This is a genomic window from Anaeromyxobacter diazotrophicus, from assembly GCF_013340205.1.
Lineage (GTDB): Bacteria > Myxococcota > Myxococcia > Myxococcales > Anaeromyxobacteraceae > Anaeromyxobacter_A > Anaeromyxobacter_A diazotrophicus.
The window spans coordinates 136,294-156,093 of sequence record NZ_BJTG01000004.1 but is presented as its reverse complement, the minus strand read 5'-3'; the positions used below and the strand labels follow the sequence as shown (position 1 = coordinate 156,093).

The following is a 19,800-nucleotide window of genomic DNA, read 5'->3' as shown; positions in this document are numbered from 1 at the left end:
GTGCGGCATCAGCGAGCGAGGGCGGCCGCGGCGAGCCGGCGCACGCCCGGGTCGGGGTCACGCTCCGCGGCCCGCGCCAGCGCCTCCCGCCCGTCGGCGAGGTCGAGCGCGCCCACCGCCTCCACCGCCGCGGCCCGGGTGGCCGGGCCACCCAGCTCGACCGCGCTCACGATGGCGGCGCGCGCGTCGGGACGATCCATGCGCGCCAGGGCCGAGACGAGCAGCGGCGGCAGCTCGCCGTCGGCCACCTCGAGCGCCGAGAGGAGCCCCGCGATGCGCCCCGGCGTCGGCAGGGAGAGCGCCTCGAGGGCGCGCTCGCGCGCGGCGGGGTTGCCGAGCAGCCCGATGAGGACGTGCGTCCCTCCGGCGTTGCGCCACTCGGCCAGGCGCGCCACGGCCGCCGCGCGCACCTCCTCGTCCCGGTCGGCCGCGGCCTGCGCCAGCACCGGCAGCACCTCCGGCTCGTCGCGGTCGGCCAGCGCGGTCAGGGCCACCACCCGCGTGGCGCGGTCGCCCGCGCCGGCGGCGGCGAGCAGCGTCGGGAGCGCGCCCGGCGCGCGCGACGCGCCGAGGCCCTGCAGCGCGGCGCGCCTGATGTCCTGGTCGCTCGAGCTCGCCGCGGCCCGCAGCGCCGCGCCCGCGGCCTCCGAGGCGAGGTGCGCCAGCGCCTCCACCGCGGCGACCCGCACCTGGCCCGAGGGGTGGCGGGCCGCGGCGACGAGCTGCCCCGCGGCCGCCTCGTCCCGCTGCTTCCCCAGCGCCTGGCACGCGTAGTACGCGACCCACGGGTCCGGGTCGCCGACGCCGCGCCGCAGGGCCGCCAGCGCGGCCGGCGCGCCGGCGGTCTGCCCCAGCGCGCGCATGGCCGAGGCGCGGGTGCGCGGCGACGGGTGCTCCGCGGCGGCGAGCAGCAGCTCCTGCGCCCGCGGCTCGTCCAGGTACGGCAGGCCTGCCAGCGCGGCGTCGCGCAGGCGCTCGTCCCCGGCCGCGAGCGCCTCCTCCATGACCTGCAGCCCGCCGGAGAACCCGAAGTAGGCGACCACGCCCAGCGCGGCGTGGCGGACGCGCGGGTCGGGCGAGCGCGCCGCCGCCAGCGCGAGCTGCTCGGTCTCGGCGCTGGCGATGGACTCGACGGCCCCCACCACGGCCCGCGCGGCGCCCAGGTCCGGGTCGCCCAGGTGCGCGAAGAGCACGGGGACCGCGGCGGGCTCGCGCAGGCTGCTCAGCACCTCGGCGGCCGCGGCGCGGACCTCGGGCGCCGGGTCGTCGAGGCAGAGCAGGGCGTGCTCCAGCGCGTGCGCCCGCCCCACCAGCAGGGGCAGGAGCAGCTTCCGGCGGGCGCTGTCGCCGAGGCGGACCGCCTCCCCGAGCTGCCGATCGGCGTCGTGCCCGACCGAGCGCAGGCCCTCGGCCGCCGGCTCGGGCGCGACCTCGAGCAGCCCGAGCAGCGTCGCGCTCGCCTCCGGCGACCCGAGCCAGCCGAGCACGCGCGCCAGCGCGCGCTGCTCGTCGGGGGTGGCGCCGGGGACGGACTGCGCCAGCCGGCTCGCGGCCAGCTGCGGGAGCGCGGCCGACCGGAGCGCCTTCTCCGCGCCCTGCCCCGAGCCGTACTGCCGGCGCTGCGCGTCGTGCAAGTCGGCCAGGGCGACGGCGGCGGCGCGCACCAGCGCCTCCGGACCGCGGTGGAGCTGGGCCGCCAGCGGCGGGACCGCCGCGGCGAGGCCGGTGTGTCCGAGCGCGCGCGCGGCCTCCGGGGCGTAGAAGGTGCTGTCGAGCAGCCTGGCGAGCGGCGCGATCGCGCGCGGATCCCCGCTGCGTCCGAGCACCTCCAGCGCCGGGAAGGTCCGGAAGAAGTTGCCCCCGGCCACCGTGGAGAGGAGCGCGTCGACCGCCGCCGTGCCGCCGATGCGGCCCAGGGCCTCCAGGGCCGCCACCGCCACGTTGTCGTCGGCGTGCGCGGCGAGGCGGGTCAGGATCGGCACCGCCTTCCCGCTGCGGCGCCGGCCCAGGATCTGCGCCGCGTCGGCCACCACGTGCGGGTCGGCGTGCTCGGCGAGCCGGCCGACCGGGCCGTCGACCTCGCCGCGGCTGGCCGCGAGCGCGTCGACGGCGGCCGCCAGGAGCGCCTCGTCCCCCCGGTCCCCCGCGAGCGCGGCGCAGAGCGGCTCCACGGCGGGATCTCCCAGCCTCGCCAGCGCGTCGACGACGCCGCGCCGGACCGCCCAGCTCGGGTCGGAGAGGCGCTGCACCAGCTCGGGCACCGCCCCGCGCCCGGCGAGCGCCTCCACCTCGCCCAGCCGGCGCTGGTCGTCCTGCGACAGCCCGAGCGGGAGGGGCCGGTTCACGCGCCCTCCCCCGGCTCTGCGGCCGCGCCGCGCCGGCCGCGCCGGCGCGCCGCGCCGAGCCGCACCAGGCCGTCGGCCATCTGGTCCATCTCGTCCGCCATGCCCTGGGACCCGCGCGCCTGCGAGGAGAGCGTGGTCGCGATCTCCCGCACCTGCCCGCGCATCTGCGCCAGGCCGCGCGCGAGCTGCTCGGTGGCGACGGCCTGCTCCCCGTTCGAGCGGGCGAGGCTGGCGAGGCCCACCGCCTGCCGCGAGACCACCTCCCCGAAGCTCCGGATCGCCTCGTCCTGCTCCGACACGGCGAGCGCCGTCTGGCGGGCCACCCGCCGCACCTCCTCCGCCGCCTGGGCCATGTTCCCGGCGGCCTTTCCCTGCTCCGCGGTGGCGCGCGTCACCTCCGCCGCGAGCCGCGCGACGTCCCGGGCCGCCGTCTCGACCTGCTTCGTCCCCTGCCCCTGCTCGGCCAGCGCCCGCGCGGTCTGCGCCGCCTGCCGGCGGGTGTCGTCCATCGCCTTCGCCACCTCGGCCGCGCCCCGCGCCTGCTCCGCCAGCCCGCGCAGGGTGGCCTCGGTCAGCCCCGCCATCTCCTGCGCCGCCCCCGCGACCTCCGCCACGGTGCGGCTCTGCTCGCCCATCGCGGTGGCGGTGCGCTGCGTGACGTTGCGCACCTCGACGATGGCCTTCGCGAGCTGGGCCGAGGTCGCCGCCTGCTCCTGGGCCGCGCGCGAGACCTGCTCGGCGGCGGTGGCCACCCCCGCGTTCTGCCGCACCAGCTCCTTCATGGTGCGCGCCTGCTCGGCCAGCGCCTGCGTGGTCTGCCGCGCCATCTGCCGCAGCTCGCCGCCGTTGCGGGCGAGCGCCTGCGTCGCGTCCACCTGCTCGGCGGCGGCGCGCGCGATGAGCCGCGCCTGCTCGCTCACGCGCGAGGTGCCCTCGGTCACGGTCCGCACCGCCGCCGCCTGCTCCGCGCCGGCCGCGGTCACCTGGCGCACGGACCCGGTCAGCGACTCGACGCCCTCCAGGATGGTCGAGAGCGCCCGCTCCGCCTCCTCCACCTGGGCGCTCCCCTCGTCCGCGGCGCGCACGCCCTCGGAGGTGGCCTCCAGCGCCTCGCGCACGACCGCCTGGAGCCCGCGCACGATCTTGGCGATGTCGCCGCTCTGGGCCGCCGCGCGGTCCGCGAGCGCCCGGATCTCCTCCGCCACCACGGCGAAGCCGCGGCCGTGCTCGCCGGCGCGGGCGGCCTCGATGCTGGCGTTGAGCGAGAGGAGGTTGGTCCGGTCGGCGATGACGTTGATGGTCTGCACGATGTCGCCGATCTGCTCCGCCCGCTCGCCCATCTCCTTCATGACCGCGGCCGAGCCGCCGATGGCCTGGCGCAGCTTGCCGAACCCCTTCATCGAGCGCTGGACGGTGGCCCCGCCGGCCCGGGCCGCCGCCGCCGCGTGCTCCCCGACCGCCCGCGCCTCTTCGCCGATCTGCGCGATGCGCCGGGCCGACTCGCCGAGCTGGGCGGCGCCGGCCGCGCTCGACTCGGCGAGCTTCCTCACCTCGTCCACCGCCTGGGCGGTCCCGGCGGCGCTCCGGGCCAGCTGCTCGACGGTGGCCGCGTTCGCCTCCACGGAGGAGGCCGTCCGCTCCGCGTTGGCCGTCACCTGCTCCACCGAGGCGGCGACCTCGGTCAGCCCGGCCGCGCTCGAGGCCGCCGACGCCTCGAGCCCGCGGGCGTGCTCCGCCACCGCCTTGATGGACCGCGCCAGCTCCTCCGCGCCGGCGGAGCTCTCCTCCACCGCCGCGGCGGCCGAGGAGGCGTCGCGCGCCACCTCGTCCACGCCGCGGCCCACCCTGGCCGTGCCGGCGGCGACGCTCGCCACCCGCTCCCCGGCGGTCCTGGCGTCGGCCGCCAGCCGGCCCAGCCCCTTCGACATCTGCTGGGCGGTGGCGGCGACCTGCTCGGTCGCGGCCGCCCCCGCCTCGCCCTGCGACCCGAGCTCGCGCACGGTCGCGCCCATCTGCGTCGCCGACGCCAGCAGCTCCTCGCTCGACGCGGCCAGCTCCTCGGCGTTGCCGGCGACGCCCTTGACCGAGCGCGCCAGCTCCTCCACCGTGGCCGCGTTCCCCTCCGCCGAGGCGGCGAGCCGCTCCGCGTCCTGCCGCACCCCCGCCACCGAGGCGGCGAGCTCCCGGGCGGAGGCGGCGTTCGCGTCGGAGCCCTGCTGGAGCGCCGCGCTCGTCTCGGCCACGCCGCGCTGCGCGCGCGCCAGCTCCTGCGCCGAGGCCGCGGACTCCTCCACGCCCGCCGCGATCCCCTCCATGCCGGCGCGCAGCTGCTCGCCGGCGGCGGCCTGCTCGTTGCGGCCCGCGATGAGCCGCTGCGTGGCGTCCCGCATCGCCGACAGCTCCCCGCCCCGGCTGGAAGGGGCGGCGGGGCCCGCGGGCGAGGCGCCACGGCGCGGCGCGGCCCCGCGGCCCGCCTTCTTCGTGTCAGGCCTGCTGCGCGGCATCGAGCGCCTCCTCACCGATGAGCTTCGGGAAATCGAGCATCAGGACGAGGCGGGGGCCGACCTGCGCCACCGCCTTGACGAGGCCCTCGGCCTCCTCGGACACCATGGGCGGCGGCGGCCGGAAGTCGTCCGCCTCCAGCGTCAGGACCTCGCGCGCGCTGTCGACGAGCAGCGCCACCGGGCGCTCCCGGTGCTGCGCCACCACGAGCCGGCGATCGAGCGAGGGCTCCGCCGGCGCGAGCCCGAAGCGCGCCCGCAGGTCCAGCACCGGCAGCACCCGGCCTCGTACCTGCACCACCCCCGCCACGAAGGCGGGCGCGCCGGGGACGGGCGTCGCGCCGGCGTACGACTCCATCTGGAGCACCTCGGCGGCGGGCAGCGCGTACTCGGCGGCGCCGACCCGGAACAGCACGTGCAGCGCGCGGCTCACGCGATCGCCTCCCCGGGCCCCGCCGTCAGGGCCGCGCCGCCCAGCGCGACGAGGTCGAGCACCAGGGTCGGCCTCCCGTCACCCAGGTCGGTGGCGGCCGCGACGCCGGTCCGGCGCACCAGCGGGTCCAGCAGCGGCCGGAGCACCACCTCCTGCTGCCCCACCATCTTGTCCACCGCGAACGCCACCGGGTCGCCGCCGCGCCGCACGAGCAGCGCCTGGCCGGCGGGCGGGCCGGCCCGCGGCGCACCGAGCGCGGCGCACAGATCGAGGAGCGGCACCGCCTCGCCGCGGCGCTCGACGAGCCCCACGCCGCGTCCGCGCCCGGGCGAAGGCCCCTCGACCACCCGCGCCCGATCGAGCTCCAGGATCTCCTCCACCGCCGAGACGGGCACCACGTACCGCTGGCCGCCGGCGACGAGCGAGAACGCGTCGACGATCGAGATGGTGAGCGGCACCCGCAGGGTGAAGGCGCTCCCCTGCCCCCGCACCGTGCGGAGCGACAGCTCGCCGCCGAGCTCCTCGACCACCACCCGGCGCACGATGTCCATGCCCATGCCGCGTCCGCTGGTGGTGCTGGCCGCCGGCCGCGTCGAGAGCCCGGGCCGGCAGAGCAGGTCGAGCAGCGCCGCATCCGTCTCCGGCGGCGGCGCGCCGGCGCGGCGCGCCACCGCCTCGCGGTCGATGCCGGCGCCGTCGTCCGCCACCGTCAGCTCGAGCTGGCTGGTGGAGCGCTCGAAGCACGAGACGGTGATGGCGCCCTCCTCGGGCTTCCCGGCCGCGCGCCGCCCGGCGGCGTCCTCGAGCCCATGATCCACCGCGTTCCGGACCAGGTGCACCAGCGCCGGGAAGAGGCGCTCCGCCACGCCCTTGTCGAGCTCGGCCTCCCCCGCGTCCATCTCCAGGCGCACGCGCTTCCCGGTGGCGCGCTGCAGCCCGCGGACCAGCAGCGGCAGCCGGTCGAGCACCTCGGTCACCCGCACCATCCGCACCCGCAGGAAGGCGCGGCGCACGTCGCGCAGCTGCCGCCCCGCCTCCGCCAGCACGCCGTCGAGCTCGCGCACGTCGGCGCCCCGCTCCGCCAGCCGGGCGGCCGCCCCGCGCAGCCGCGAGCGCGTCACCACCAGCGCCGACAGCCCCTCCAGCGCCTCGTCGAGCCGCGCCACCTCGACCCGCACCACGCCGGCGCCGGCGGCCACCTCCGGGAGCTCGAGCTCGAGCTCGGGGGCGTGCTGCGGCGGGGCGGCCTCGCCTCGGGTCCGCCCGATGGGGAGCAGCGCCGAGGGCGCGACCCCGGCGGCCGCCGCCACCTCCTCGTCGGAGCCGGCGGCGACCAGCAGGAGCGCGAAGGCGATCCCCCCGGGCGCCTCGTCGCTGGCGGGCACCGAGCGCGGCAGGACCTTCACGATCTCGGCCACGCCGGCCACCCGCTCCCGGACGGTGGTGATGTTGAGCCCCTCGGCGGCGCGGGCGGGCGAGGGGGTGAAGTCGACCCGCAGCGCGCGCCGCCCCTCGCCGAGCGCGGCGAGGAGCTGATCGCGCTCGTAGCCTGACAGCTTGGCCGCCAGCGCCGGGTCCAGATCGAGCCGCGCGGGCGCCGCCGCGGCCGCGGCGGGCGCCTCCTCCTCGAGCCCCTGGAGCCGCTCGACGAGCGCGCGGGGGGGCTCGGGGGCGGCCCCGCCCTTCCCGACGGCGCTCACCTGCCGCTCGAGCTCGCGGACCCCGCGGAGGAGGACGTCCAGCGCGGCCGGGTCGAGCCGCCCCCCGGCCGCGTCCGCGGTTCGCAGCACCGCCTCCATCCGGTGCGCCAGCCCCACGATGGGCTCCTGGCCCACCATGGCGGCGAGCCCCTTCAGCGTGTGGGTGGCGCGGAAGGCCTCCCGGACGGCGCGCGGGCGCGCGCGGCCCTGCTTCGCCTCCGCCTCGACGGCGAGCAGCTGGCTCGAGGCGGCGCGCAGGAGCTCCTCCGCCTCCACCAGGAAGGCCGCGACGAACTCGCCCAGGTCGACCCGGCCGGTCATGGGCGCGCGGCACCGAGCAGCCCGCTCACCTCGCGGACGAGCGCCTCCGGCGTGAACGGCTTCGTCAGGAAGCGGTCGGCGCCGGCCGCCAGGGCCCGGGCGCGCGACGCCTCGTCGCCCCGCGTGGTGATGACCACGATCGGCAGCGCGCGGAGCTTGTCCTGGGCCCGGATGAACTCGACCACCTCGATGCCCCCGATGTCGGGCATGTTGAGGTCGAGCAGCACGAGGTCGAACGGGTGCAGCGACAGCCGCTCGATGGCCTCGAGCCCGCTCGCGGCGTGGACGAACTCGAGGCCCGCCCGCGCGCGCAGGCACGCGACGATCATGTCGCGCATCACCTTGCTGTCGTCCACCACCAGGACGTCCGCCACGCACGCCTCCGCGCTGACCGCTCGGTGGGTGAACTTACTCCCGGCCCCCCGCCGCTCCCACGCTTCGCGCGGCCCCCCCTTGGGCCCCGCGGCGCGCTTGGCGCGCGGGCCAGCCCGCGCTACACGACGTGGGCGGTGCCCGCTCCCGACGCCAGGCCGGCCGATCTACCCTGGGTGTGGGTGGTCGACGACAATGGGCTCGAGCGCGACCACGCGCGCCGCGTGCTCGAGCCGCAGCACCGGGTCGAGAGCTTCTCCGACGGCGCGGCGGTGCTGGAGCGGTTCGCGGCCGGCGGCCAGCCCGAGGTGCTGGTGCTCGACTGGATGATGCCGGGCGTCTCCGGCATCGACGTCTGCAAGTTCCTCCGCGCCTCGCCGGCCACCGCCGAGACGCCGGTGCTGCTCCTCACCGCGCACCGCGAGACGGCGCAGGTGGTGGAGGGGCTGCGCGCCGGCGCCAACGACTTCCTCGCCAAGCCCTTCGCGCCCGAGGAGCTGCGGGCGCGGGTGGACGCGCTGGCGCGCTCGCGCGCCCTGCGGCGGCGGGCCGAGGAGGCCGAGGCCTCGCTCCGGACCCTGCTCGCGTCGCTCCCCGAGGCGGTGCTGCTCGTGAACCCCGCCGGGCGGGTGGTGTTCGCGAACGAGGAGGCGGCGCGCCTGTTCGCCGCCCTCGACCGGCCGCTGCTCGGCCGGCCGCTCGCGGAGTGCGCCCCCGAGCTCCCGCTCCAGTCCGACGCGGGGCTCGGCGCGGCGCCCGCCCACCTGCCGGACCTGGCACTGGGCGCCCGGCACTACGCACCGGCGGTGAAGCGGCTCGTGGAGGAGGGGGGCGTCTCCCTGGCGGTGTCCCTGCGGGACGTGACGGAGCAGCGACGGGTCGAGACGCGCCGGGTGGACTTCTACGCCATGGTGGCGCACGACCTCCGCTCGCCGCTCAGCGCCATGCTGATGCGGGTCGAGTGGCTGCTGGCCGGCCGGCGCGGGGCGCTCCCGCCCGAGGCGCGCACCGACGTGGAGCGCATCGAGGCGCGCATCCGCGAGCTCGTCTCGATGATCAACGACTTCCTGGATCTCGCCCGGATGGAGAGCGCCGGGGTGCAGCTCGAGCCGGCGCCCATCGACCTCAACGCGCTCGTCCGCCGCGTGGTCGACGAGTACCAGGCGGTCGCGCAGGCGAGCCGGCTGGAGCTGCGGTTCGAGCCGGCGGCGGCGCAGGCCCGCGTGCTCGGCGACCGCCGCCGCATCGGGCAGGTCCTGTCGAACCTGGTCTCGAACGCGCTCAAGTTCACGCCCTCGGGCGGCCGGGTGCTGGTGCGGCTCCGGCTCGAGGGCGACGCCGTCGAGGCGGCGGTGCAGGACACCGGGCGCGGCATCCCCGCCAGCGCCCTCCCCCACCTCTTCCGGCCCTACGCGCGCGCGGGCGACCTGCCGCGCGACATCGCCGGCACGGGGCTCGGGCTCATGATCGTGCGCGAGATCGTGGAGGCGCACGGGGGGAAGGTGTCGGTCGAGAGCGAGGTCGGCCGCGGCAGCACCTTCTCGTTCCGGCTGCGGCTCGAGCCCAGCGCGGGCAACGGGCCGTAGGGAGGGGGCGCGAGCCGCCGGCAGCGGGCCGTAGGGCGGGGGCTCGTCCCCCGCCGCGCGGCCTCAGCCCCTCGGCAGCTCCACCTCGAAGACGGTGCCCAGCTCCGGCGAGGAGCGCGCCACCACCCGGCCGCCGTGCGCCCGCACCACCTCGCGCGTGATGAACAGCCCGAGCCCCACCCCGTCGCGCCGGGCCTCGCCCTGCGTCATCGGCTCGAACAGCCGCGCGAGGAGCTCGGGGGGAATGGGCGGGCCGCCGTTCGCCACCTCCAGCACGACCGCGCGCTCCTCGCCCCGCCACCGCACCTCGATCGGCTCCCCCCGCGCCCCGTGCTTGAGGGCGTTGGTGAGCAGGTTCGAGACCACCTGGCCGAGGCGGTCGGGGTCCCAGCGGCCGGCGTCGTCCCCCTGGCCGGAGCACACGATCGAGCGATCGGGGTGGGCGAGCCGCGCGTCCTCCACCAGCGGGACGACGACGTCGCGCAGGCGCGCGGGCAACCGGCTCACCGGGATGCCCTGCCCGGCCCGGATGCGCGTGTAGTCGAGGAGGTCGCTCACCAGCCGGTCCATCCCCGCCGCCGCGTTCCGCATGCGGTCGAGGGTGCGGCGGCCCCGCTCGCTCAGCGCCGGCTCGGCGCGCAGGACGTGGAGTCCGTTGAGGAAGGTGGAGAGCGGGTTGCGCAGGTCGTGGCCGACCACGCCCACGAGCAGGCGCTGCATCTCCTCGCGGCGCTTCGTGTCGGTGACGTCCTCGACCAGCACCCCGACCCCGAGCGTCTCCTCCCCGGCGCGGACCCGGTACAGCGCCTCCTTCCAGTAGCGCAGCTCGTCGCTCGCGGGCGTGCGGCCCGAGAGCTCGAGGCCGGTGGCGGGCTCCCCGGTCTCGAGGACGCGCCGCCAGGCCGCCTCCCACGCGTCGAGCGGCAGGTCCGGCAGCAGCTCGCGCGGCGTGCGCCCGGCGTGCTCCGCGGCCGCGAGGCCGTTGATGGCCGCCAGCCGCTCGTTCACCCGCTGGAACCGCAGCTCGCGGTCGACGAGGCCGATGCCCACCGGGGCGTGCTCGATCATCGCGTCGAGGAGGGCCTGGGAGCGCGCCAGCCGCTGGTTCGCCTCGCGGAGCTCCGCCTCGAGGCGCTGCCGCTGCTCCCGCGACAGGCGCGCCTCGGTGACGTCCTGCAGCGTCCCCACCACCGTCAGGCCGCCGCCCTCGCGCGGCGCCAGCGCGCCGGCGAGCGAGCACCAGCGCGGCCGGGCGCTGGCGCCGGCGACCTTGAAGTCGAGATGGACGGTCCCGGCCGCGCGGGGCCCCAGCAGGGCTCCGAACGCGCGGCGCAGCGGCGCCTCCTCCTCGGGCGCGGCGTGGTCGAGCAGGCGGCCTCGCCAGGTGGACGCGCCGAGGACCTCCGCCGCCCGCGGATCCCACTCGCCCTCGAAGCTCCCGGGGTCGAGGGAGAAGGTCCCGAGCCCTGCCGCCTCGAGCGCGGCGGCGAGGTGCGCCCGGAGCCGCGCCAGCGCGTGGGCGCCGTCGAGCGAGAGCGGGAGGTCGTTCAGCGGCGCGGGCGTGGGGGAAGGGTCCAAGGTGAGCTCGGAGTCGGTTCATGGTGTCTATCGGCGGAGGCCGCGGTCCGGAAGGGCGCGACCTCCCCCGGGCCCAACTGGGGCAACCTCAGCGATCGAGCGGGGCGCGCGCCGCCCGCGCGCTCCCTCCCCCGCCGGGGGTCCGGCCTGGCTGCGCGGCCTGCTGCTGCTCCGGCGTCAGCGCCTCCACCGGCGCGCCCTCGCCGAGGTCGCTCGGGGGCGAGAGCGCCACCACCTCGCCGCCCGCGAGGCCGCGCCGCACCTGGATGCGGCGGCCGTCGTCGACGCCCGGCTCGACGTCCACGAAGTGGAGCTTCCCGCCCTGCACCAGCGCCACCTGCAGCTTCGCCCCGCGCGCCACCAGCGCCTGCGAGGGGATCGACGGCAAGGGCGGCATCGAGAGGCGCAGCGCGACGTGGACGAAGAGCCCCGGCACGAGCCGCAGCGGCGCCTCGCCCTCCGGCCAGACCTCCACCAGCATGGAGCGCGTGCGCGGGTCGAGCGCGTCGGCGAGGCGGGCCACCCGCCCCGCGATCCGGACGCCGGGCACGGCGTCGAGCGCCACCTCCGCCGGGTCGCCGAGCTTCACGAACGGCGCCACGTCCTGGCCCACGTAGACGAGGATGCGGACGCGGCCCGGGGAGGCCACGTCGACCACCGGCGCGCCGGTGGCGCTGGCGGTGAGGAGCGCGCCGGGGTCGACGTAGCGCGCGGTCACCACGCCGTCGAAGGGGGCGCGCAGCACCTGGTACTCCTGCAGCGCCGCGACGCGGCGGGCGTCGGCCTGCGCCACGCCCAGATCGGCGCGCGCCTGGTCGAGCTCCTGCCGCGACACCACGCCGTGCGGCGCCAGGCGCTCGGCGCGCGCCGCGTTTCGCCGGCGGACCTCGAGCGTGGCGCGCGCGGCGCGCACCTGCTGGTCGGTCTCGGGCGAGGCGATGCGGGCCAGCACCTCGCCCTTCTTCACCGCCTGGCCCTTGTCGACCCTCATCTCCTGCACGTACCCGTTCACCTTGGCGTAGAGGGTCGCCTGCCAGAAGGCGCGCACGTCGCCGGGCAGGGTCACCGTCCGCGCGCCGCTCGGCAGCTCGGCGCGCGCCACCAGCACCGCCGGCCCGCGCTCCGCCGCGCGTGCCAGCCGGTCGCGCTCCCCCGCCTCGCGGCGGTGGCGGGCGGCGAGGAGCAGGGCCACCCCTGCCAGCGCCGCCACGAGCGCGACGGCGAGGACGAGCCCGAGCGCCCGCCGCTCCCGCCCGCGCCGCGCGCCCTCGCCCGCCGCCGGCTCCGCCTCGTGCCGCTGCCAGTCCACGCGCCCTCCCCCTCACCCGTGCGCGGGTGCCGGCCCGCCGGCCCCCGGGTCGCGCAGCTCGCCCTCGAAGCGCACGTCGAGCACGTGCTTGTGCGGCGGCTTGCGGCGGACGAACGTGTAGACGACCGGCACCAGGAAGAGCGTGGTCACCGTCGCCGCGAGGAGCCCCCCGATCACCGCCCGCCCGAGCGGCGCGTTCTGCTCGCCCCCCTCCCCGAGCCCGAGCGCCATGGGGAGCATGCCGAGGATCATGGCGAGCGCGGTCATGATCACGGGCCGCAGGCGCGTCTCCCCGGAGGCCAGCATGGCGGGGAGCGGCCCCGGATCGCGCTCCGCCTCGGCGCGGAAGTCGTTCGCGAACGAGACCAGCAGGATGCTGTTCGAGGTGGCGATCCCGACCGCCATGATGGCGCCCATGAACGACTCGACGTTGAGCGTCGTGCCGGTCACCGAGAGCAGCCACAGGATCCCGCACAGCGCGCCCGGCACCGCCATGAGGATGATGAGCGGGTCGGACCAGGACTGGAACAGCACCACCAAGAGCAGGTAGACGAGCGCGACCGCCAGGAACAGCCCCAGCCCGAGCCGGCCGAACGCCTGGAACATGGCCTCGCTCTGGCCGCGCAGCTTGACGGTCGTGCCGGGGGGCGCCTTCAGCCGGTCGATCGCGCGCTGCACGTCCGAGGCGACCGCGCCGAGGTCGCGCCCGGAGGCGGCGAACTGCACCTCGACGATGGGCTGCACCGTGTCGTGCGCGATGTAGGCGGTCGTGGTGCGCGGCCGCAGCACCGAGAGCGAGCCGAGGTAGGGTGCGCCGACGCCCGGGTCGGCCGGCGAGGCGGGCTGCGGCGCGGCCGAGGGCGCCGAGAGCGGGGTGGTGGCGAGGTCGCCGAGGTCGCGCAGCCGCGCCAGCGGGGTCTGGACCGCGACGTTGTAGTTGATGCCGGTGGCCGGGTTCACCCAGAAGCTCGGCGCGGTGAGCGAGCTCGATGAGAGCGAGGTGAGCAGGCTCGCCGCCACGTCGCGCTCGGAGAGCCCGAGCGCCTGCGCCTGCTGCCGGTCCACGTCCACCTGGATCGCGGGCCGGTCGAAGACCTGCGCGATGTGCGCGTCCGCCGCGCCTGGGACGCGCCGCACCTCGGCGATGGCGGCCTGCGCGTACCTCAGCGCGGCCGCCGTGTCGTGCCCCGCCACCTCCACCTCGAGCTGGGCCGGCAGCCCGAAGGAGAGCACCTGGCTCACCACGTCGGCCGGCTCGAACCAGAACTGGACGCCGGGGAAGCGGCGCGGCAGCTCCGCCCGCAGGCGGTCCTGCAGCGCCGCGGTGGGCCGGTGCCCGGGCCGGAGCGAGACGCGGACCTCGGCGTCCTCGCCCCCGGCATTGCTCGAGGCCACGAAGCCCAGGTTGTACGAGACCGGGACGCCGAGGTTGTCCACCAGCCCCTGCACGTCGCCCTGCGCCAGCTCGCGGACGGCGCCCTCCACCGCCATGACCTGCTGCTCGGTCACCTCGATGCGGGTGCCCGCCGCGGCGCGGACGTGGAGCCGCAGCTGGCCCGTGTCCACCGCCGGGAAGAAGTCGAGCCCGACCACCCGGGTGAGGAGCGCCGAGAGCGCGAGGAGCACCGTGGCCGCGACCAGCACCAGCCCCCGGTGCGCCAGCACGGCGGCCAGCGCCGCCCCGTACGCGTCGCGCAGCCGGTCGAACTGGCGGTCGCGCCACGCGTTGAAGCGGCGCGAGGCGCGCGCGAGGCGCCCGGCCCCCTCGTCCGGACGGCCGTGCTGCTTCTCCATGAGGAGCCGCGCCAGCGTCGGGACGAGCGTGCGCGAGAGCGCGTACGAGGCGAGCATAGCCAGCACCACCGCCAGCGCCAGCGGCCGGAACAGGAAGCGCGCCGGCCCGGTGAGCAGCACCACCGGGAAGAAGACGATGCAGATGGAGAGCGTGGCGGCGAGCGCGGGGGTGGCGATCTGCTGGGCGCTGTCCATGACCACCCGCGTGAGCGAGTGCGGGGTGCCGTCGGGCCAGCGGTTCCCCTGGTTGCGGTGGATGTTCTCCACCTCCACCGTCGCGTCGTCGACCAGCATGCCGATGGCGAGCGCGAGGCCGCCCAGCGTCATGACGTTGAGCGTGTGGCCGGTGAGGAAGAGCCCGATGACCGAGACCAGGATGGCGACCGGGATCGAGCTGCAGACGATCACCATGCCGCGCCAGCTGCCCAGGAAGAAGAGGATCATGAGCGAGACGAGCGCCGAGGCGAGGAGCGCCTCGCGCAGCACCTCGTGCAGCGCGGCGCGCACGAAGGTGCTCTGGTCGAAGTCGAGCCGGAGCTCGATCCCCTCCGGCGCGGTCTTCTGCAGCGCCGGCAGGAGCTCGCGGACGGAGTCCACCACCGCCAGGGTCGAGGAGCCCGCCTTGCGCAGGATGGCGAGGTACGTGGAGCGGCGGCCGTCCACGTGCACCACGTTCGTCTGCACGGCGTAGCCCTCCCGCACGTGCGAGACGTCGCCCAGCCGCACCAGCCGCCCCTCCACCTGGCGCAGCGGCAGCTCGTCGAACTCGCCCACGCGGGTGGGGCTGCCGTTGAGCAGGACGTCGTACTCGGTGTCGCCCAGGCGGGCCGTGCCGGCGGGCAGGATGACGTTGCCGGCGGTCAGCGCGTTCACCACGTCCTGCGGCGACAGCCCGCGCGCGGCGAGCCGCTCCGGGTCGAGGTCCACCATGACCTGCTTCTGGCGTCCGCCGAACGGCGCCGGGGTGGCGAGCCCCTGGATGGTGAAGAGCTTCAGCCGCAGGACGTTGAGCCCGTAGTCGAACGACTCCTGCTCGCCCGCCCGGCCGCCCAGCGTGAGCTGCGCCACCGGGACGTTCGAGGCGTTGAACTGGAGGACGGTGGGCGGCGTCATGCCGGGCGGCATGACGCGGAGGATGGTCTGGCCCACGGCGGTGATCTGGGCGATGGCGCCGCCGATCTCGACCTCGGGCTGGAAGTAGACCTTCACCAGGCCGATGCCGTCGATGGCCTGCGACTCGATGCGCTCGATGTCGCCGACGGTGGTCGAGAAGGCGCGCTCGGTGAGGTAGATGACGCGCTTCTCCATCTCGTCGGCGCTGAGCCCCGGGTAGGCCCACACCACCACCACCACCGGGATGTCCACCGAGGGCAGGATGTCGACGCGCAGCCGCGCCAGCGAGAGCGCCCCGAAGAGAGCGATGGCGAGGCACAGCGTCGCGATGGTGTAAGGCCGCCGCAGCGCCAGCCGGACGAGCCACATGGCTGGTCCTCAGGCGAGCGAGACGGCGGGCGTCAGGGGGAGAGGTCGCATCCCCCGAAGCTAGTTCCGCCGGGCGAGCCCTTCACCCTGCCGCGGGAGCGGGCTGCCGCGCGGGCGCCGCCACCTCGCGCGAGCGGGCGTCCGGGAGCGCGCTCCAGCCGGCGGTGAGGACCAGCGCGATCCAGGTGAGGTCGGCCAGGACGAGGTGGACCACCTGCATCGCCACCGGGGCGAGGAGGAGCAGGTTCACCACGCCCGCGGCGAACTCCACCACCACCAGGGCCGCCAGCGCCAGGGCCGCCCGGCGGGCCCGCGGGTGCCCCTCCGGCCGCAGCGCGACCGCCGCCGCGCCGAGGAGGACCCCGGCCGCCGCCAGCGCGGCGAACGGGTGCGCCACCCGCAGCCGCAGGAGGACGTGCGCGCCGCCGGACAGCTCCTCGCGCAGCCCCGCCGCGAAGCTCACCGCCGGGAAGAGCGTGTCTCCGAGCGCGGCCACCGCGCCCGAGACGCCGGCGAGGAGAAGCGCCACCGCGCCCAGCGCGGCGAGGCGCGAGAGGGTGTCACGGCGCAGGGCGAGCTTCCCGCTGGAGTCCGCCCACCCGGCGGTGAGCGCCAGGGACGCGAGCAGGAAGAAGGTGTTCGCGAGGTGGAGCGCCATGGCGAAGCCGCGGCCGGCCGAGGCGTCCTTCGCCACCCAGCCGAAGAGCACCAACCCCGCGCCGAGCAGCGCCTCGGCGACCATGAAGGCGAGCGAGGCCGCGGCGGCCCGCCGCGCCGCGTGCCCGCGCGGCAGCGCCCGCCGCGCCCAGACGAAGAGCGCCACCACCAGCACCAGCGCGATCCCGCTCGTCGCGCGGTGGGTGAACTCGACCGCCATCTCCGCGCCCGGCGCCCGCGGCACCACCTCCCCATTGCAGAGCGGCCAGTGCTGCCCGCACCCGGCGCCGGAGCCGGTGGCCCGCACGAGGGCGCCCCAGGCGATCACGGCCACGTCGTACGCGAGGACCGCCCAGGCGAAGCGCGCGAAAGCTCTCATGGGAGCGGTACAAAGCACCGCGAGGCCCGCCCCGCAACCGCGCCGAGGGACCCGCCCCGCCCGGAACGCGGCGCCCGCGGTGCATGCACGCCGTGAGTGCGCGGCCTGCCGCTCCCGCCCCGCTCGCCAGCCTCCCGCAGGAGAGTCGATTCCACCGGATGGGCGAGCTAAAGAAGGGGGTGGCCTCTCATGGCCCGCCCGGCCGCCGGGTGGTCCAACGAGAACGGAACGAGCGAACATGCCCGACGCAGGCTCCTCTCCCAGGTGCACCTCAGGCATCCCGGGTCTGGACGACGTCCTGGGCGGCGGCTTCCCCAGCCGGCGCCTCTACCTCCTGCAGGGAACCCCCGGCGCGGGCAAGACGACGCTCGGGCTGCAGTTCCTGCTGGCCGGCCTCGCGCGCGGGGAGCGCGCGCTCTACATCTCGATGTCCGAGACGCGCGAGGAGCTCGTCGCCGTGGCGCGCTCCCATGGCTGGTCCCTCGATGCGCTCGACGTGCTCGAGCTGGCCGAGGACGCGCCCGAGGAGAACACCCTCTTCCACCCCTCCGAGGTGGAGCTCGGCGAGCGCATGCGGCGCATCCTGAGCGAAGTCGAGCGGGTGAAGCCCTCCCGCGTCGTGCTGGACTCCTGCACCGAGCTCCGGCTCCTGGCTCAGAACGGGCTCCGCTACCGGCGCGAGATCCTGGCTCTGAAGAGCGAGCTCGCCGTCGCGGATCGCACCATCCTGCTGGTGGACAACCCTTCCCCCGACGCGCCCGACGTCCTCCTGCAGAGCCTCGCCCACGGCGTGCTCACCATGGAGCAGCTCCACCCCGCCTTCGGCGCCGAGCGGCGGCGGCTCCGGGTGCTCAAGATGCGGGGGGTGGCTTACCGCGGCGGCTATCACGACTTCGTCATCCGCACGGGCGGCCTCCAGGTCTTCCCGCGGCTGGTCGCCGCCGAGCACCGGGGGAGCCTCGACGAGAAGGCGTTCCCGAGCGGGCTCCCCGCCCTCGACGCGCTGCTCGGCGGCGGGCTCGCGCGCGGCACGAGCACGCTCGTCATGGGGCCGTCGGGCTCCGGGAAGTCCTCGCTCGGCACGCTCTACGCGCGCCGCGCGGCGCAGCGCGGCGAGCGGGTCGCGGTGTTCGCGTTCGACGAAAGCCGCGCGACCATGCTCGCGCGCGCCCGCTCGCTCGGGATGGAGCTCGACAGCGCGCTCGCGTCGGGCCTCCTCAGCCTCCAGCAGGTCGATCCCGCGGAGCTCGCGCCCGGCGAGTTCGTGCACCAGGTCCGCCGCGCCGTGGACGAGCATGGGGCGCGGATGGTGATCATCGACAGCCTGAACGGCTTCCTGCAGGCGATGCCCGACGAGAGCTTCCTCATCCTGCAGCTGCACGAGCTGCTCGCCTACCTCGCGCAGAAGGGCGTCATGGCGCTCCTGCTCGTGGCGCAGCACGGCCTCCTCGGCGAGGAGCTCAGCTCCCCCGCCGACGTGAGCTACCTCTCCGACACGGTGGTGCTGCTCCGGTTCTTCGAGGTGGAGGGCGCGGTCCGCAAGGCCATCTCCGTCATGAAGAAGCGCACCGGAGCGCACGAGACGACCATCCGCGAGTACCTCCTCTCCTCGAGCGGCGTCGCGCTGGGCGAGCCGCTCTCCCATCTGCGCGGCGTCCTCACCGGCGTGCCGCTCCCGCGCGAGGCCGGCGGGCGGCCGGGCGAGGCGGAGTGAACGAGGAGGCCAGCTCGGAGCGGCTGCTCGTCCTGGCGCCCACCGGGCGCGACGCGGAGCTGGCGCTGGAGGTGCTGCGGGGGGCGGGCCTGGAGGGGGAGGCGTGCCGCGGGATGGCGCCCCTGTGCGAGGCGCTCGAGGCCGGGGCCGGCGCCGCCCTCCTCGCCGAGGAGGTGCTGTCCCCGGCGCAGGCGGCCCTGCTCACGGCCTGGGTGGCGCGGCAGCCGCCCTGGTCGGACCTCCCGGTACTGATCTTCACGAGCCAGGGCGGCCCGCTCGACCTGCGCGGCCCGGCGCTGGCGCGGCTCGGCACGCTCGGCAACGTCACCCTGCTCGACCGCCCGCTCCGCCGCATGATGCTCGTGAGCGCCGCCCGCGCCGCGCTGCGCGCGCGCCGGCGCCAGTACGCCGCCCGCGACGTCCTCGCCGCGCAGCGGCGCTCGATGACCGCACGCGACCAGTTCCTCGCCATGCTGGGCCACGAGCTCCGCAACCCGCTCGGCGCCATCACGCTCGCGGCGCAGGTCATGGAGCGCAAGGGCGGCGCCGACGCGCGGCAGCTCGGGGTGGTGCAGCGGCAGGCCGCGCAGCTCGGGCGGCTGGTGGACGACCTGCTCGACGTCGCGCGCGTCACCTCCGGGAAGATCACCCTCGAGCGACGCCCGCTCGACCTGGGGGAGCTCGTGACGCGCTCGCTCGAGGCCCTGGAGCCGGTCGCCGCCGCGCGCCCGGTCGCGTTCGCGTTCCGGCCGCCGGGCGAGCCGCTCGCCGTGGAGGGCGACCCGGCGCGGCTCGAGCAGGTGGTCGCGAACCTCGTCCGCAACGCCATCAAGTACACGGCGCCCGGCGGGCACGTGGAGGTGGCCCTCGCCCGCGACGGCTCCGACGCGGTCCTCGTGGTGCGCGACGACGGGATCGGGATCGCCCCTGACCACCTGGCGCACGTCTTCGACCTCTTCATGCAGGTGCCCACCACGCTCGACCGCTCGCAGGGCGGGCTCGGGCTCGGGCTCACCGTGACGCGGACGCTCGTGGCCATGCACGGCGGCGCCATCACGGTCGAGAGCGCCGGCGTCGGGCGCGGCTCGACCTTCACCGCGCGCCTGCCACTCCTGCCCGCCGGGCAGGAAGCGCCCGCCGCCGGCGCCCAGCGCGCGCCGCCCCTGCGCCGCCGCCGGGTGCTGGTGGTGGACGACGGAGAGGACAACCGCGCCGTGATGCAGATGTGCCTCGAGGGCCTGGGCCAGGAGGTCCGGGTCGCCTCCGACGGCCCGAGCGCCGTCGCCCAGGCGCTCGCCGAGCCCTTCGAGGTGATCCTGGTCGACATCGGCCTGCCCCAGCTCGACGGGTACGAGGTGGCGCGCCGCATCCGGAGCGCGCTGGGGAGGGCGCCCTTCCTCGTCGCCGCGACGGGGTACGGGCAGCCGGAGGACCGCCAGCGCTCCCTCGACGCGGGGTTCGACTTTCACCTCACGAAGCCCATCGGCCTGCGCGCCGTCGAGGACGTCCTGCGCCGCGCCGACGGACGTCGGTGAGCCGCCGGCCGACAGCGCCCGATACCGCCGCGCGCCCGAACTGGCGCCGCCCGGCGCGAGCGGTAGACTCGCCCCGTCCCGATCAGGAGCTCGC

At 76.9% G+C, this 19,800-nt stretch carries 12 protein-coding genes; 3 read left to right on the top strand and 9 right to left on the bottom strand.

The window, feature by feature from the left end; genetic code table 11:
• Positions 1–8: 8 nt before the first annotated feature.
• From HWY08_RS09250 to HWY08_RS09230, 5 genes are all read right to left on the bottom strand, one after another.
• Positions 9–2,345, bottom strand: coding sequence for a HEAT repeat domain-containing protein (locus tag HWY08_RS09250; RefSeq protein ID WP_176064592.1), 2,337 nt, complete (start codon positions 2,343–2,345; stop codon positions 9–11).
• Positions 2,342–4,735 carry a methyl-accepting chemotaxis protein gene (locus HWY08_RS09245; protein WP_176064591.1) on the bottom strand — a complete coding sequence of 798 codons (2,394 nt, stop codon included), beginning with the start codon at positions 4,733–4,735 and terminating at the stop codon, positions 2,342–2,344. Before HWY08_RS09245 ends, HWY08_RS09250 begins: the two co-directional genes overlap by 4 nt.
• A gap of 94 nt (positions 4,736–4,829) precedes the next feature.
• Complete coding sequence (locus tag HWY08_RS09240) at positions 4,830–5,279, bottom strand: chemotaxis protein CheW (RefSeq protein WP_176064590.1); 450 nt, start codon at positions 5,277–5,279, stop codon at positions 4,830–4,832.
• Positions 5,276–7,300 carry a chemotaxis protein CheA gene (locus tag HWY08_RS09235; RefSeq protein ID WP_176064589.1) on the bottom strand — a complete coding sequence of 675 codons (2,025 nt, stop codon included), beginning with the start codon at positions 7,298–7,300 and terminating at the stop codon, positions 5,276–5,278. Before HWY08_RS09235 ends, HWY08_RS09240 begins: the two co-directional genes overlap by 4 nt.
• Positions 7,297–7,674 carry a response regulator gene (locus HWY08_RS09230; RefSeq protein WP_176064588.1) on the bottom strand — a complete coding sequence of 126 codons (378 nt, stop codon included), beginning with the start codon at positions 7,672–7,674 and terminating at the stop codon, positions 7,297–7,299. The genes HWY08_RS09235 and HWY08_RS09230 overlap by 4 nt, the downstream gene beginning before the upstream one ends.
• Before the next feature lie 135 nt (positions 7,675–7,809).
• On the opposite strand from HWY08_RS09230, the gene HWY08_RS09225 reads away from it, so the two are divergent.
• Entirely contained in the window at positions 7,810–9,258 is a 1,449-nt protein-coding gene (locus tag HWY08_RS09225; protein WP_176064587.1) for an ATP-binding response regulator, read from the top strand.
• Between the two features lie 63 nt (positions 9,259–9,321).
• Here the strand turns inward: HWY08_RS09225 and HWY08_RS09220 are convergent, their stop codons facing one another.
• The 4 genes from HWY08_RS09220 to HWY08_RS09205 all read right to left on the bottom strand — a co-directional run bounded on the left by HWY08_RS09220 (position 9,322) and on the right by HWY08_RS09205 (position 16,457).
• Entirely contained in the window at positions 9,322–10,836 is a 1,515-nt protein-coding gene (locus HWY08_RS09220) for a PAS domain-containing sensor histidine kinase (protein ID WP_176064586.1), read from the bottom strand.
• 88 nt (positions 10,837–10,924) lie between these two features.
• Positions 10,925–12,145, bottom strand: coding sequence for an efflux RND transporter periplasmic adaptor subunit (locus tag HWY08_RS09215; RefSeq protein WP_176064585.1), 1,221 nt, complete (start codon positions 12,143–12,145; stop codon positions 10,925–10,927).
• A 12-nt stretch (positions 12,146–12,157) separates the two neighbouring features.
• Complete coding sequence (locus HWY08_RS09210; protein ID WP_176064584.1) at positions 12,158–15,421, bottom strand: efflux RND transporter permease subunit; 3,264 nt, start codon at positions 15,419–15,421, stop codon at positions 12,158–12,160.
• 82 nt (positions 15,422–15,503) lie between these two features.
• Complete coding sequence (locus tag HWY08_RS09205; RefSeq protein WP_176064583.1) at positions 15,504–16,457, bottom strand: COX15/CtaA family protein; 954 nt, start codon at positions 16,455–16,457, stop codon at positions 15,504–15,506.
• A gap of 238 nt (positions 16,458–16,695) precedes the next feature.
• On the opposite strand from HWY08_RS09205, the gene HWY08_RS09200 reads away from it, so the two are divergent.
• Positions 16,696–18,171, top strand: a complete 1,476-nt coding sequence (locus HWY08_RS09200; protein WP_176064582.1) for an ATPase domain-containing protein — start codon at positions 16,696–16,698, stop codon at positions 18,169–18,171.
• Positions 18,168–19,706: an ATP-binding response regulator gene (locus HWY08_RS09195; protein ID WP_176064581.1), complete on the top strand. Its 1,539-nt coding sequence runs from the start codon at positions 18,168–18,170 to the stop codon at positions 19,704–19,706. The genes HWY08_RS09200 and HWY08_RS09195 overlap by 4 nt, the downstream gene beginning before the upstream one ends.
• Positions 19,707–19,800: the final 94 nt, after the last annotated feature.